Here is a 12986-nt window from a genome sequence, read left to right as displayed (position 1 = left end):
TGCCATATGTGGGTAATACACGATCCAGGCCTAAAATCCAAGCACCGCAACGGATTACACGCCGGACGAGCACCTAGCCGCGAAACTCCCGCTAGAGAAGGGGTACGACAAAAATCACCGGCCGAATCACTCCGGCGGAGCGAGCGCCTCCTGCGCCGCCGACACCAGCTCACCGGTCAGTTCCACCACCGCGGGAAGTTTCACCGGCGTCCCCGAGTCGTAGCGAACCGCCCAGCTCAAGCCGTTCTTCCCGGGCACCCGCCGGCCCACCACCCGCACCCCGCCCGCCGACAGCGGATGATGCGACGTGTACGCCACCGACCTGGTCACCCGGTTGCGCACCTGGTCCGGCACCTGCCCCGGCTCCAGCAGCAGAAAACTCAGCACCGGCCCGTCGACGAGCACCGTGTAGTCCTTGCGGTCCTCGGCCGTTTCCGCCGGAGTGATCCGCAGTTCCCGCCCCGACCAGGCCGCCTTGTGGATCTCGTGCCAGCCGAGCCGCTTGCCGTCCGGCAGCCACAACCCGTGGTTCGTGGCAACCAGGGCCTTGTTGTCGGCCGGCTGAGAGTCGGGCGCCGGCGCCCACGCCACGACCCGCTCCTCCGGCGCGAGGGCCGGCCGCAGCGCCGCGGGAAGCTTGGGCTTGCGCTGAAGGAAACTCACAGTCCACCTGCCGCTTGTTCGCGCAACGCGCGCGCCTGCTGTTCGAGGGAGAAAAGCTCACCGGCCAAGGCCAGGTACTCATCCTTGTGCGCGACCGGGTTGAGCCGCTGCACCTTCGACTTCAGATCACGAATCCGGGTGGTCACCGAGCCCGCCTGCAGCCGCGCGAGGGTGACCTGCACGTACCGCGGGTCGACCGGCCCGTCCACCCGCAACGGCTCCACCGACAGCTCCGAGATGAGCCCCTTGCCGGCCAGGTCGTCGCAGAAGTCGCGCACCTTCTCGATCCACACCACACCACCGGACGACGCCGACGACGCCCCGCCGGCCGACCCGATCGCCTCGCGGATCGCCTGGTAGACCGCGTCGTTGTAGTCCTCGGTGCCGACCGTGTCGAACATCGGGCCGGCCAGCACCGGCTCCTGCAGCGCCAGCTTCAGCGATTCCCGCTCGACCAGCCGCTGCGGCGCCTCCGCCGAGCGCGCGGCCGGGCGGGCGGCGCCCTCCTCCGAGCCACGCAGGGCCGAGTTGACCGCCCGCTGCACGGGCTCGAGGTCCATCCCGAGGTCGCCGGCGAGCTTACGAGCGTACTCAGGCCGCTTCTCCCTGTCCTTGATCTTGGCGACCAGCGGGGCGGCGCGGCGCATCGCCTCGACCCGGCCCTCCACCGTGTCCAGATCGAAGCGGGAGATCGTGTGCCGCAGCGCGAAGTCGACCAGCGGCTCCCGGCCGGCGATCATGTCGCGCACCGCGAGATCGCCCTTGGCCAGGCGCAACTCGCACGGGTCCATATTGTCCGGGCTGACCGCGATGAACGTACGCCCGACGAAGCGCTGGTCCTCCTCGAAGGCGCGCAGCGCCGCCTTCTGCCCGGCCGCGTCCCCGTCGAAGGTGTAGATGATCTCGCCGGTGAAGCTGTCGCTGTCCATCAGCAGCCGCCGCAGCACCCCGATGTGGTCGATGCCGAACGCCGTGCCGCAGGTCGCCACCGCGGTCGGCTCGCCCGCCTCGTGGCAGGCCATCACATCGGTGTAGCCCTCCACGATGACCGCCCGGCCGCGCTTCGCGATCTCGCGTTTCGCCTGGTCGATGCCGTAGAGAACGTGCGACTTCTTGTAGAGCGGCGACTCCGGCGTATTGAGATATTTCGGGCCGTCATCGTCGTCGAACAACTTCCGCGCGCCGAACCCGATCACGTCGCCGGACAGGTCCTTGATCGGCCACAGCAGACGCCGCCGGAACCGGTCGATCAGCGACCCGGAGCGGGCCGGCTTGGTGAGGCCGCCCGCATTGAGCTCCTCGGCCGTGAACCCCTTCTGGCGCAGGTGCTTGGCCAGCGCGTCCCACGAGTCCGGCGCGAACCCGCAGCCGTACCGCTCGGCGGCATCGCGCCCGAATCCACGCTGAGCAAGGAATTCGCGGGCTTTGCGCGCGCCGGGCGTGCTGAGCTGGTCGCGATAGAACTCCATGGCGGAAACGTGCGCCGCGAGAAGCCGCTGCCGCTGCCCGGTCTGCGGGCGGGGCGCGCTGGGCAGGTTGTCGGTCTCGTACCGCAACTGGATGCCGGCCCGCGACGCCAGCCGCTCGATCGACTCGATGAACGACAGATGCTCCGCGTCCATCAGGAACTTGATCGCGTCCCCGCCCTGGCCGCACCCATGACAATAATAGACATTTCGGGCAGGTGCCACCGTGAACGACGGGGTCTTCTCGTCGTGGAACGGGCACAGGCCCTTCAGGTTGCCGCCGCCCGCCGAGCGCAGCGTCACCGACTCGCTGATGATGTCGGCGATCGACGTGCGGTCGCGGACCAGCGCGATGTCCTCGTCCTTGACCCTGCCCGCCACGGCATACATCCTGCCTCGCGTCAGGCGGGCGCTGCCACCAGGGTCCGATGCCACGCCACGGCGGCGTGATCGGTGAGCGACGCGACCTGGTCGATCACCACTCTGAGTGCCGCGGCGTCACTCTCGGCGGCCGCATGCAACGGCCCGAAGACAACATCCAACCTTGCTGGTGTACGGGTCAGAGCGTCGACCAGCTCGATCAGGATCGTGCGCTGCTGCGCGTACCAGTCCTCGGCCGCCCGGGTCCGCATCACGTAGCGCAACGCCATCCCCTTCAGCAGCGCGCACTGATTACGGACGGTGCGCGGCACGATGAGGTCGGCGTCGTAGCGGCGGACCGGGTCGGTGCCGTACCGGCTCTGGGTCGCGCCGATCGCGGAGGCGACGAACCGGCCGGTGAGGATGCTTGTCATCCGTTTGAGCGCCACCTGGGTGTCGAAGGTGCCGTCGTAGCCGGCGACCGGGGCCACCGCCGGGTCGGCGAGCAGCTGGTCGAGAGTGACCGCCAGCGCGTCGGCGGGCTCGTCGGAGTAGCTGTCGGCCACGTCGGCGCAGAGGGCGGCCCGTTCGGCCGGGTCGTCGATCAGGACGCGCAACTCCAGGTAGCCGCCGTGCACGCCGTCCTCGACGTCGTGCACGGAGTAGGCGACGTCGTCGGCCCAGTCCATCACCTGGGCCTCCAGGCAGCGGCGTTCGCCGAGCTCGGCGGGGTGCATCCAGTCGAAGACGGGGCGGTCGTCGGCGTACACACCAAATTTCTTTGTCTCTGGTTTGCGGGGCCACGGATATTTGGCACAGGCGTCGAGGGAGGCGCGGGTGAGGTTGAGGCCGGCGCCGGGCACTTTGGCCTCGAGACGGGTCAGCACGCGCAGCGTCTGGGCATTACCCTCGAAGCCACCACAGGACTGGGAGACCTCATCCAGCGCGTGCTCGCCGTTGTGGCCGAACGGCGGGTGCCCGAGGTCGTGGGCGAGCCCCGCGACGTCGACGACGTCCGGGTCGCAGCCGAGCCGGGCGCCCATCTCGCGGGAGATCTGCGCGACCTCCAGCGAGTGCGTCAGTCGCGTACGCAGGAAGTCGTCTGACCCAGCCGTGTGCACCTGGGTCTTGGATGCCAGCCGGCGAAAGCCGGCCGAGTGCAGGACGCGCGCCCGGTCGCGCTGGGCTTGCGTGCGTCCGTAGCCCGAGTCCTTGGCCGGTTCACTGATCCACCTTTGGGCGTCGAGCGCCGTCATGATCCCAGCCTAGGCGGCTTCGGCCGGGTTGACCTCCGGCTAAGCGGCTTCGGCCGGTTGCCGATGTGGTAGCCGTGGAGTCCGATTCGCCCCGCGGGCGAAGTATGACGATCGTCGGCCGGCTGCTGGTCATGGGCGCGGCCGGTCTCGTCTCGGTGGGCCTGGTGGTGGGTTTCGCGATCTCCAGCTCACACGTGCAGGCCGACGCGAACCGGGACATCGCTCGCGTGTCGGACGGCATGAGCCATCAGTGGAACGCCGACATGATGCACGATGCATTGCGAGCCGACGTGATGGCGGCGATGTACGCACGGTCGGCGGTGGACAACGAGGTCGCCGACCACGGCCAGACGATGATCGACAACTACGACGCCGCGGCGGCCGAGGCCCCGGCGGATCTTCAGGACGACTACGCCAAGGTACGGCCGCGGGTCGTCACCTACGCCGACACGGCCGCGAGCGTCGTGAACAGCCGGACCGGGCTCGCCGGCTACCTGACGATCTACGCGGAGCTGGAGGAGGATCTCGGCGCGCTGGACGACAGCATGCTGACGGCCGTCCAGGCCGCCAGCGACCAGGGGGTGGCCGCCGCCTCGAAGAGCGACTGGGTGATCGCCATGGCCGGTCTCGCCGGCGCGCTGATCACCGCGCTGGCCGGCTGGCGGACCCTGCGGGCGATCCGGCGGCCGCTGCGGGAGATGCTGACCGGCCTGCGGGCGGTGGCCGGCTGCGACCTGACCGTGCGGGTGCCGGTGCTCCACCGCGACGAACTGGGCGAGATGGCCGGCGCGCTGAACGGGGCGATGGGCTCGCTGCGGGACACCGTGTCGGCGACCGCGGCGCGGATCGGCACGCTGACCTCGGCGAGCGGTGACCTGCGTACGCTCGCCGGCGATCTGGACGCCTCGGCCGAGCAGACGTCCGGGCAGGCGCGCAGCGCCGATGCGTCGGCGCGGCACGTGGCGGCGGCGGTGAGCGACATGATGACCGCGACCGACGAGCTGGCCTCGTCGATCCGGGAGATCTCCCGGCAGACCGCGTCGGCGACCGAGACGACCGCCTCGGCGACCCGGGACGCGGCGCGGACCGCCGAGGCGGTGGCAAAGCTGAGCGAGGCGAGCCGGGAGGTCGGCGACATCGTCCAGCTGATCACCAACATCGCCGAGCAGACGAACCTGCTGGCCCTCAACGCCACGATCGAGGCGGCCCGGGCGGGCGAGGCCGGCAAGGGGTTCGCGGTGGTGGCGACCGAGGTCAAGGACCTCGCTCAGGAGACGGCGCAGGCGACCGCGGACATCACCGCCAAGATCTTGGCGATCCAGGAGATGACCAGCGGGACCGCCAGCGCGATCGCGTCGATCACCGAGGTGATCGCGCAGATCGACGACGGTCAGCGGACGATCGCGGCCGCGGTGGAGCAGCAGTCGGCCACGACCGAGCTGATGTCGCGGAACGTGGGCGAGGTCTCGGCGGCCGCCGGCGAGATCAGCGGCACGGTCACGAACATCACCCGATCGACGGAGGCGACGGCGGAGGGCGCGAACACGACGCGTACCTCGGCCGAGGTGGTCAGCACCGCGGCCGGCGAGATCGAGACGCTGATGGGCCGCTTCCGCTACTAGCTCCGTTTTTCCGACAAAACGCAGAACTCGTTTCCCTCGGGGTCGGCCAGAACCACCCACGGGACGTCGTGCTGGCCGATGTCGGCGAGGCGGGCGCCCATGTTGACCAGCCGCTCCACCTCCGCTTCCTGATCGTCCGGGCGCAGGTCGATGTGCAGGCGGTTCTTCACCGTCTTCGGGTCGGGGCCGACGCCGAACAGCAGGCCGGGCAGCTCGTCGGGAGTACGCCGGATCTCCACCTCGTCGACCGCCTCGTGCACGATCACGTAACCGAGGGCCTCGGCCCACCAGCGGGCCAGCCGGTGCGGGTCCTCCGCGTCCACGACGATCTGTTCCCAGCGGACCGGCATATGGCGCCCTCCTTATCGAAAAGTGACGATCATGTTACGCGCCCCTGTCGAGGTACCCCGTCCCGTACGCCGCACCGGCCGTGCGACGACACCGCTCGATGGGTCCCGACGATGCGGTCGTGGACCTCAACGAGTTGGGTGCGGTACTCGACCGACTGAGCGCCGCCGGGTGGACCGGGGCACTGCACGTCGGGGGCACGCCCGGCGGCGTGCTTCATCTGCTCGGCGGCCGGATCGCGTACGCCGAGACCCCGGCCACCCCCGGCCTCGGCGAACGGCTCGTCGCCTCCGGGCGGATGAGCCTCGGCGCGTGGACCGCGGCGGTGGTCGAGGGCCGGGCCGGTTGCCGGGTCGGACGACTGCTGCTGCGCGACGGCCTGATCGGCCAGAACGAGCTCACGCTGCGGGTGGCCGCGGTCGTCTCGGACGCCGCCGGGGAGCTGCTCCGGTCCGGCGGGACGCCACTGCGGATGATCGCCGGCGAGCGGCACTGGCTCGGTGAATTCGGCCCGCAGCAGCCCCGCCAATTTTGGGCCGTGACCATGACGCACAGCCGGTGCGACTCATCGCGGCACGGCCGCCGCAGGATGGCCCACGGTGATGGCGCGGGGCGGCCCGGCTCGAAGGGCTACGGGGAAACTCCTGGCCATTGCCGTCCGGAGGGGGCCAACCGTCCGGAGGGGGCGAAGCAGCGCTAGGAGAGACGTGCCCGGCGTCGATCACTGTTTGCAGGAGGCCATGGCGATCCCTGGCGCGGTCGGCGCCAGCATCGTCGACTACACCACCGGTTTCCCGGTCGCCACGACCGGAGCCGCACCGAATTCCGACCACGAGGCGGCCGCGGCCGGCACGGCCGACGTCGTACAGGCGGCGACGAGCCGGTCACTGTTCGTTTCCGCGTTACCGCACGACCTGCTGGAAGACCTGATCATCACGACGGCCGGCGGCTATCACCTGCTCCGGCTCGTGCACACCGACTTCGACAGCCGGCTGGTCCTCTATGTCTGGCTGGACCGGCACCAGGGGAACCTCGCGGTGGCCCGCCGCCGCATGCAAAAACTCGCCGACGACCTTGTTGCCACCTGACTTCTGGTCGCCACTTGACTTCCAAGGGGGGAGAACGCGTGACCACCGCCTCGAAGACAGCAGCGCCCTCGAAGCCAGCAGCGCCCTCGAAGCCAGCCGCACCGGCGCGGCTGCTCACGCAGGTCGCCACCGAGCGGCAGACCGGCGCGCTGGTGGTCGGCGGCCACCCCGGCGGCGCGGTCTACGTCCTCGAGGGCCGGGTCATCTACGCCGAGTCGCCGGCCGCGCCCGGTGTCGGCGAACTGCTCACCGCCTCCGGCCGGCTGGCCGGACGCACCTGGCAGACCGCCCTGGACCAGGGCACCTCCACCGCCCGGGTGGGCCGCCTGCTCGTCGAGCAGGGCCACCTCACCCAGGGCGAGCTGGAACTCTGCGTGCTGGGCGCGACGTACGACGCGGCGTACTTCGCACTCTCCGCCGCCGACGCGCAGGTCGAGTTCCTCGACGGCGCCATGCACTGGTTAGGCCCGATCGCGCACATCGACCCGGCCGCGGTCAACCGCGAGGTACGCCGCCGGGCGAAAATGCTCGACGCCATCTTCCCGGATCAACGCGTCGACGCCGCAGTAGTGACGCCGGCAACGCGGGCGCCCCGCGAACGGGTGTCACTGACCGCGCTGCAGTGGGAGCTACTGGTGCACGCCGACGGCCAGCGCACCCCCGCCGACCTGGCGTTACTGCTGGGCCGCGCGGGCTTCGCGACAATCGCGGAACTGCGGCGCCTGGCGGCGCTGGGCCTCCTGGAACTTCCAGAGGTACGGGCGGAAGCTCCCGAATTCGTCCGACTCCCCCAGGCCCGCGGCACGGCCGTGGACGTAAACCGCCCCCGAATCAGCGCGGACAACGTCGGCACAGCAACCGTTCCGGTGATATCGGGAGTGCGACCGGCCGCACCGGGCCCGCCCACAGCGCCCCGGTCCCGACCGTTGCCGGCCACACCGCTATCACCCCCGCCGTCATCTGCCCCACCGTCATCTGCCCCGCCGTCGTCAGCCTCCCCGTCGGCGACCCTGTCAACGCCTGCCCTGCCAACGTCCGCCTCGCCGTCGTTGGCCCTGCCTACGTCTGGCCAGCCGTCGCTGGTCGCGCCGACGTCCGGCCCACCGTCGCTGGTCCCGCCAACGTCTGGCCCGCCGTCTCTGGCTCCGCCAACCTCTGCTCCGCCGACCTCTGCCACCTCGTCGTCAACTCCGTCGGCGCACGGGCTGTCCGCGCGGGAGACGTCGTTGCAGGCCTCGTCGACGCAGGCCCTGCCGTCGCGGGCCCGGTCGTCCTCGGCTCCGCCCGCGAGCGCTCCGACCGTGCCCGGCCCACCCGCGCCGGCGGCGCTCACCGAGGAGACCAGCGCCAACGGGACGGTGTATCGGCCGCCCCGGCTGGCCCGCCGGAAACCCGGCGCGAAGCTGCCGAAGGAGGTCGTCGGGGAACCCCCACAGATCCACCCCGGAACCGACGAAGTCCTGCTGAAACGCATCCGAACTGCATTGCGAGCCCTGCGATGACGCGCGCGCCTCCGACAACACGGCCCAGGACCCTCCGGTAATGCCTCCCTGGACAGTCCCCGCAACCCGAAGCCGGTCAAGACGAGGCGTCCCGCGGTGGGCCTGCGCAATTAGGCCCGTTCGGACGGAGCACCTTGACATGAGGCGTCTCGCGACATGGCTCCGTAAACCAGGACCCTTCGAGTGGAGGGCCTTGAGACGAGGCCTTTGTTGACGAGAGCGCCCAAGACGGGGCGGGCTCCAAGACCGGGCGAGCCTCAAGGTGGGGCGAGCGTCAAGACCGGGCGAGCGTCAAGACCGGGCGAGCGTCAAGACCGGGCGAGCGTCAAGGTGCGGCGGGCTCCAGACCGGGCTGGCGTCAAGGCTCAGTGGGCTTCAAGTCCGGAGCTGGTCCAGACCGGGCAGGCCCCAAGAACAGGCAGGCCCAGAAACCGTCAGCCAGAAACCGAGCCCCAGATACGGGCAGGCCCCAAGACTGAGCGGTTACCCAGACCGCGAAGGCCTCGGTGCGTTACTGGCCCCGAGATGAGACCGGCCCCCGAGATGAGACCGAGCCGATGAGAAAGGGAGACCGAGGATGACGGTGGATCCGGCGGTGCTCCAGGAGCTCGACCGACTGCGCTCCAGGGTCCCGGAACTGGCCGGCAGCGTGCTCGCCAGCACCGACGGTCTGGTGGTCGCGCACGACGCGCACGGCCTCGAACCGGACGGTCTCGCCGCGCTCGCCGCCGCCCACCTGGCGCTGGCCCGGAGGTTCGCGCACGCGGTGAACCACGGCAGCCTGCGCGAGTCGGTGGTCGAATGCGACCGGGGCTACATCACCACATACACCGCGGGCCCGAACACCCTGCTCACCTTGGTCACGTCCGGTGACGCCAACCTCGCCATGGTCCACCTGGAGGCACGCCGCTGCGTACGCCGCCTGGTGAAGATCCTCGCGGTAGAGGCGAAACCACAGATCCGCCCAGAGATCCCTACCCAGGCCGGCCCATCCGCTCCGCTGGCCCGGCGCACACCGATGGCCACCCTGGCCAACAACACCCGGCGCCGGCAGGCGACCGGCTGATCACCCGACCCCGGCAAAGCCGGCACCGCCATCCCACCGCAGTCTGCCCACCCACCAACGACCCCGCCACCCGCAAGGCCCGCAGTGCACCAAGGCTTGCAACTCACCGACGCCCGCAATGCGCCACGGCCCGAAATCCACTAAGGCCAGCAACGCACCAAGGCCAGCAACGCACCAAGGCCAGCAGTGAACCAAGGCCAGCAGTGAACCAAGGCCAGCCATCCCACAACGGCCCTGCCATCCAAGGGCCTGCAATCTCCAGAGGACCTTGCATTCCAGAGGTCCCTGCAATCCATAGGCCCGGCAAATTCCAAAGCCCGGTAATCCAAGGCCCGGCAATTCAAGAGCCCTGCCATCCCACAAACGGAGGACCACCCCATGCCCGACATGGACACCGCACTCAAAGAGATCATGGAAATCGACGGCGCCGTCGGCGTAGCTCTCGTGGACCACACGAGCGGCATGGCGCTCGGCACCGTCGGCGGCGGCAAGGAACTGGACCTGACGGTCGCCGCAGCCGGCAACACCGACGTGGTCCGCGCCAAGCTGCGCGCGATGGAGATGCTCAACATCTCCGAGAAGATCGAGGACATCCTCATCACCCTGGACAGCCAGTACCACATGATCCGCCCCCTAACGAGCCGCTCCGGCAAGGGCCTGTTCCTCTACGTCGCCCTGCGCCGCGACCGCTCCAACCTGGCCATGGCCCGCCACCAGCTACGCCGAATCGAAAACGACCTCGACGTCTGACGGTGTTCCCCATGCCCGCTCCCAGCGGGGAGGGCCGAGACCGCCCTCCCCGCCCCGGCGCGCGCAGCCTCGCCGTCCACGGCTACTCCTCACTTACGGCAGCTCCCACCTACGGCAGCTCCCACCTACGGCAGCTCCCACCTACGGCAGCTCCTTAGCCATGCCAGCTCCCACCCGCGGCAGCTCCCCACCTACAGCAACTCCCCCACCCCACGCCAGCTCGCCACTTACAGCGACTCGTCGTCCCGGCAGCCCCCGCCACGCCAGCACCTCGCCCACAGCAGGTCCCATCTACAGCAACTCGTCGCCCACAGCGGGCTTCTCCTGCAAGGCGGCCTTTGCCCAAAGCGGGTCATTCGCCGGAAGCTGGCCCTCCCCCGAAGCTGGCTCTCCCCCGAGACGGGCTCTTCCCCGAGACGGGCTCTTCCCCGAGACGGGCACTTCGCCCGAAGCGGGGCTATCCGCCCGAGCAGCCCCTGCACCCGACGCGGGCTCTCCGCCCGGAACCAGCCCTCCGCCCGGAACCAGCCCTCCGCCCGGAACCAGCCCTCCGCTACTTCGCGTCGTGCGGCCTTGCCGGCTGTGGCCTTCATCGGCTGCGGCCCCTTGTCGCGGCGAGCTCCAGTGCTGCCGTGAGCAGCAGCGGTGCGGCGGCCAGTGCGAACAGGGCCGTCAGGCTGAGGGGCAGGGCGAACCACGCGTAGAGCGTGACCGCGAAGGCCTCTGCGGCGAAGCCGCTCACCGAGAGGACGGTGCTTCGGGCTGGGCCGGTGATCTCGGCCTGGAGGCGGGTCTCGGCGCGGATCATGCCGAATTGCAGGAGGCCGAATGCCGCGGAGATCGCGACCATGCCGGCCAGGTGCGGCACGAGGGCGCCGGCGGCGAGCAAGACCGCCGCTACGGCGGAAACCGGCGCGGCGAAGCGGCCGGCCAGCGCGCTTCCCGCGGCCATGGCGAGTGCGGTGAGGGCAAACAGCAGGGGTACGGCTACTGTCGGCGCGCCCTTTTCCCGGGCCAGCAGCGGCAGGTATTCGTCGAGTGCGCTGAATCCGGGCAGTAACGCGGCCACGGCCAGGGCGAGAATGATGCGCCGGTTCTTTATCGACTCCCGCAACCCCGCCCGCAAGAGCAGCAGGTAACTGCCCTCGTTGTGGTCGTCGGCTTCTTCATGCGTACCCCTTGAATCGGGGAGACGCAGCGCGAGGAGACCACCCAGGGTGACTGTCGCGATGCTGGCTATGCCCACCAAACGGTAGCCGCCGGCCGCGAAAGCGGGCGTGGCGAGCAGCGTGGCTGCGGTCATGGCGAGGATGCCGGCCGTGCTCGCCCGGCCCATGACCTTGGCGTATGCGTCGCCGACCTGGTCGTAGACGAGCGCCTCGAGTGTGCCGGAGCTGAGCGCGCCGCCGAGCCCCCACAGCATGAAGCCGAGCGCGAAGCCCGGGAAAGCCGGCCAGATCAGCCACAGCGCGTAACCGGCGGCGGTGAGGATCTCACCGATCGCGTAGAGGCCGCGACGGGACCAGGCGTCGGCCAGCGCGCCGGAGGGCACCTCGAACACGAACGAGACGACCGACCAGATCACGAACAGCGTGGAGATCTGGCTGGTGGACAGGCCCGCGTCGGCGAACAGCAGCGCGTAGACCGGGTAGAGCAGGACTCCGTTCGCACAGGCGCGGACGGCGTAGAGCAGCGGAGATCAGCGTCAAACCGGATGCATACGCCTATCTTCGCTCGCCGGCACCCGCTCGGGTCAAGCCAATTTCGCCTCGTCGGCGGCTGCCCGGCCGGATTCCCATCCTTCCAGGCTGTCGACGCGGCTGCCCCGGGCCCGGACGGTCCGCGGGAACGCGCGCGTCAACGCCTCCTGGACCTGCAGTTGGCGGCTGCGCAGCACCGGGAGCAGGTCGGAGGGCCGGGCCAGCTCGTGGCGGGCGATCTCGTTGCGGGTGGTCTGTTCGAGGCGCTCGCCGATGCGGTGGGCGTAGGCGACCAGGAAACTGCGGCGGAACGCCTTGATGCGCGCCTTTCCCTTGGCGGGCTCGTCGCGGGCCATCGCTTTGTTCGCCTGCACCAGCAGTGACGTGTACAGCAATTCGACCGAGTCGATGTCGGCGTCGAAACCGAACAGCGTGGAGAAGGCCAGCTCGGGCGACCACACGGTGTGGCAGTGGTTGGCCCGGGCGACGGCGTCGAGCAGGCTGGCCTTCTCGCTCTCGTAGGGGTGGTCGACGCCGAGCCGGCGGGCGAGCGGGGCGGCTTCCGGGCCGGCCGTGAGCACCGATTCGATGCTGTGTTTGGCGATCAGTTCCTGCGCCTTGGCCGAGAACGCCTCCGCCTCGGCCGGGAAATCGGTGGCCTCGGCCTTGGCCAGAAGGGCGCGCACCCGTTCCAGCATGCGATTGTCGGCGCCGGAGTACCTGGTCTCGGGAATGGCGCCCGGCGGCGGGATGAGGGTTTCGATGCGCGGGAGCCGGCGCAGTTCCAGCAGAAGCGCGAGGGTGGCGTCGTTCAGTCTGATGCGATCGGCCGGGGCTTTCCCGCCGCCCATTTTCCGGCCGCCTGACAGTTCGTCGGCTTGCGCCCGCCAGCGCGGATCGACGTCCCGGAATCTTGCGAGATAGGCCGCCGTCGCGCCGGCGATCACCTGAGCCTGCAGCGGATCGCCCAGCCGGGCCACGACCCGATGCAGCTCAGCGGGCTGCCACCCGCTCTGGAACAGCCGGTCGACGATAACGGCGACCGCCTGCACGAGAGCCGCGTCGGCGTCGGGGGCGACGGTGAGCGTGTTGAGCGCGTCCTCGTAGCTGATCTCACCGCCGAGAACCGCCCGGATCGTGCCGGCTGCGGACATCAGCGTGCGGC

12 protein-coding genes are annotated in these 12986 nt (G+C 70.1%); 6 read left to right on the top strand and 6 right to left on the bottom strand.

Going from position 1 to position 12986, the window contains the following annotated elements:
- Nucleotides 1-126: 126 nt before the first annotated feature.
- The 3 genes from AB0E90_RS45755 to AB0E90_RS45745 are packed head-to-tail and all read right to left on the bottom strand — an operon-like array spanning nucleotide 127 to nucleotide 3745.
- Entirely contained in the window at nucleotides 127-663 is a 537-nt protein-coding gene (locus AB0E90_RS45755; RefSeq protein WP_360418916.1) for a hypothetical protein, read from the bottom strand.
- Nucleotides 660-2519 carry a DNA primase gene (gene dnaG / locus AB0E90_RS45750; protein ID WP_360418914.1) on the bottom strand — a complete coding sequence of 620 codons (1860 nt, stop codon included), beginning with the start codon at nucleotides 2517-2519 and terminating at the stop codon, nucleotides 660-662. Before dnaG ends, AB0E90_RS45755 begins: the two co-directional genes overlap by 4 nt.
- 11 nt (nucleotides 2520-2530) lie before the next feature.
- Nucleotides 2531-3745: a deoxyguanosinetriphosphate triphosphohydrolase gene (locus AB0E90_RS45745; RefSeq protein ID WP_360418911.1), complete on the bottom strand. Its 1215-nt coding sequence runs from the start codon at nucleotides 3743-3745 to the stop codon at nucleotides 2531-2533.
- A gap of 104 nt (nucleotides 3746-3849) precedes the next feature.
- Between AB0E90_RS45745 and AB0E90_RS45740 the strand changes: the two genes are divergently transcribed.
- Nucleotides 3850-5367, top strand: coding sequence for a methyl-accepting chemotaxis protein (locus AB0E90_RS45740; protein ID WP_360418908.1), 1518 nt, complete (start codon nucleotides 3850-3852; stop codon nucleotides 5365-5367).
- On the opposite strand, the gene AB0E90_RS45735 is transcribed toward AB0E90_RS45740, so the two are convergent.
- Nucleotides 5364-5717: a VOC family protein gene (locus AB0E90_RS45735; protein WP_360418906.1), complete on the bottom strand. Its 354-nt coding sequence runs from the start codon at nucleotides 5715-5717 to the stop codon at nucleotides 5364-5366. The two genes, AB0E90_RS45740 and AB0E90_RS45735, sit on opposite strands and share 4 nt — an antisense overlap.
- Nucleotides 5718-5815: 98 nt before the next feature.
- On the opposite strand from AB0E90_RS45735, the gene AB0E90_RS45730 reads away from it, so the two are divergent.
- The 5 genes from AB0E90_RS45730 (at nucleotide 5816) to AB0E90_RS45710 (ending at nucleotide 10121) form a co-directional block, all read left to right on the top strand.
- A complete protein-coding gene (locus tag AB0E90_RS45730) occupies nucleotides 5816-6415 on the top strand; it encodes a hypothetical protein (protein ID WP_360418904.1) in 600 nt (199 codons plus the stop codon).
- 40 nt (nucleotides 6416-6455) lie between these two features.
- Nucleotides 6456-6803 carry a hypothetical protein gene (locus tag AB0E90_RS45725; RefSeq protein ID WP_360418902.1) on the top strand — a complete coding sequence of 116 codons (348 nt, stop codon included), beginning with the start codon at nucleotides 6456-6458 and terminating at the stop codon, nucleotides 6801-6803.
- Between the two features lie 38 nt (nucleotides 6804-6841).
- Complete coding sequence (locus AB0E90_RS45720; protein ID WP_360418900.1) at nucleotides 6842-8305, top strand: DUF4388 domain-containing protein; 1464 nt, start codon at nucleotides 6842-6844, stop codon at nucleotides 8303-8305.
- Nucleotides 8306-8882: 577 nt separating this feature from the next.
- On the top strand, nucleotides 8883-9371 hold the full coding sequence (locus AB0E90_RS45715; RefSeq protein WP_360418898.1) for a roadblock/LC7 domain-containing protein: 489 nt from the start codon (nucleotides 8883-8885) through the stop codon (nucleotides 9369-9371).
- Between the two features lie 378 nt (nucleotides 9372-9749).
- Nucleotides 9750-10121 carry a hypothetical protein gene (locus AB0E90_RS45710; RefSeq protein ID WP_203821089.1) on the top strand — a complete coding sequence of 124 codons (372 nt, stop codon included), beginning with the start codon at nucleotides 9750-9752 and terminating at the stop codon, nucleotides 10119-10121.
- A 589-nt stretch (nucleotides 10122-10710) separates the two neighbouring features.
- Here AB0E90_RS45710 and AB0E90_RS45705 read toward each other — a convergent pair.
- On the bottom strand, nucleotides 10711-11778 hold the full coding sequence (locus AB0E90_RS45705; RefSeq protein WP_360418923.1) for an MFS transporter: 1068 nt from the start codon (nucleotides 11776-11778) through the stop codon (nucleotides 10711-10713).
- A 96-nt stretch (nucleotides 11779-11874) separates the two neighbouring features.
- Nucleotides 11875-12975, bottom strand: a complete 1101-nt coding sequence (locus AB0E90_RS45700; RefSeq protein WP_360418895.1) for a DUF2786 domain-containing protein — start codon at nucleotides 12973-12975, stop codon at nucleotides 11875-11877.
- Nucleotides 12976-12986: the final 11 nt, after the last annotated feature.

Source organism: Actinoplanes sp. NPDC026619, from assembly GCF_040638295.1.
Classification (GTDB): Bacteria; Actinomycetota; Actinomycetes; order Mycobacteriales; family Micromonosporaceae; genus Actinoplanes.
The sequence above is the reverse complement of the archived record's forward strand: the minus strand, read 5'-3'. Positions and strand labels throughout refer to the sequence as shown.

Coding starts and splice junctions, on each gene's coding strand:
- dnaG (WP_360418914.1), bottom strand. CDS start 2,519: ATGTATGCCGTGGCGGGCAGGGTCAAGGACGAGGACATCGCGCTGGTC.
- AB0E90_RS45745 (WP_360418911.1), bottom strand. CDS start 3,745: ATGACGGCGCTCGACGCCCAAAGGTGGATCAGTGAACCGGCCAAGGAC.
- AB0E90_RS45740 (WP_360418908.1), top strand. CDS start 3,850: ATGACGATCGTCGGCCGGCTGCTGGTCATGGGCGCGGCCGGTCTCGTC.
- AB0E90_RS45735 (WP_360418906.1), bottom strand. CDS start 5,717: ATGCCGGTCCGCTGGGAACAGATCGTCGTGGACGCGGAGGACCCGCAC.
- AB0E90_RS45730 (WP_360418904.1), top strand. CDS start 5,816: ATGGGTCCCGACGATGCGGTCGTGGACCTCAACGAGTTGGGTGCGGTA.
- AB0E90_RS45725 (WP_360418902.1), top strand. CDS start 6,456: ATGGCGATCCCTGGCGCGGTCGGCGCCAGCATCGTCGACTACACCACC.
- AB0E90_RS45715 (WP_360418898.1), top strand. CDS start 8,883: ATGACGGTGGATCCGGCGGTGCTCCAGGAGCTCGACCGACTGCGCTCC.
- AB0E90_RS45710 (WP_203821089.1), top strand. CDS start 9,750: ATGCCCGACATGGACACCGCACTCAAAGAGATCATGGAAATCGACGGC.
- AB0E90_RS45700 (WP_360418895.1), bottom strand. CDS start 12,975: ATGTCCGCAGCCGGCACGATCCGGGCGGTTCTCGGCGGTGAGATCAGC.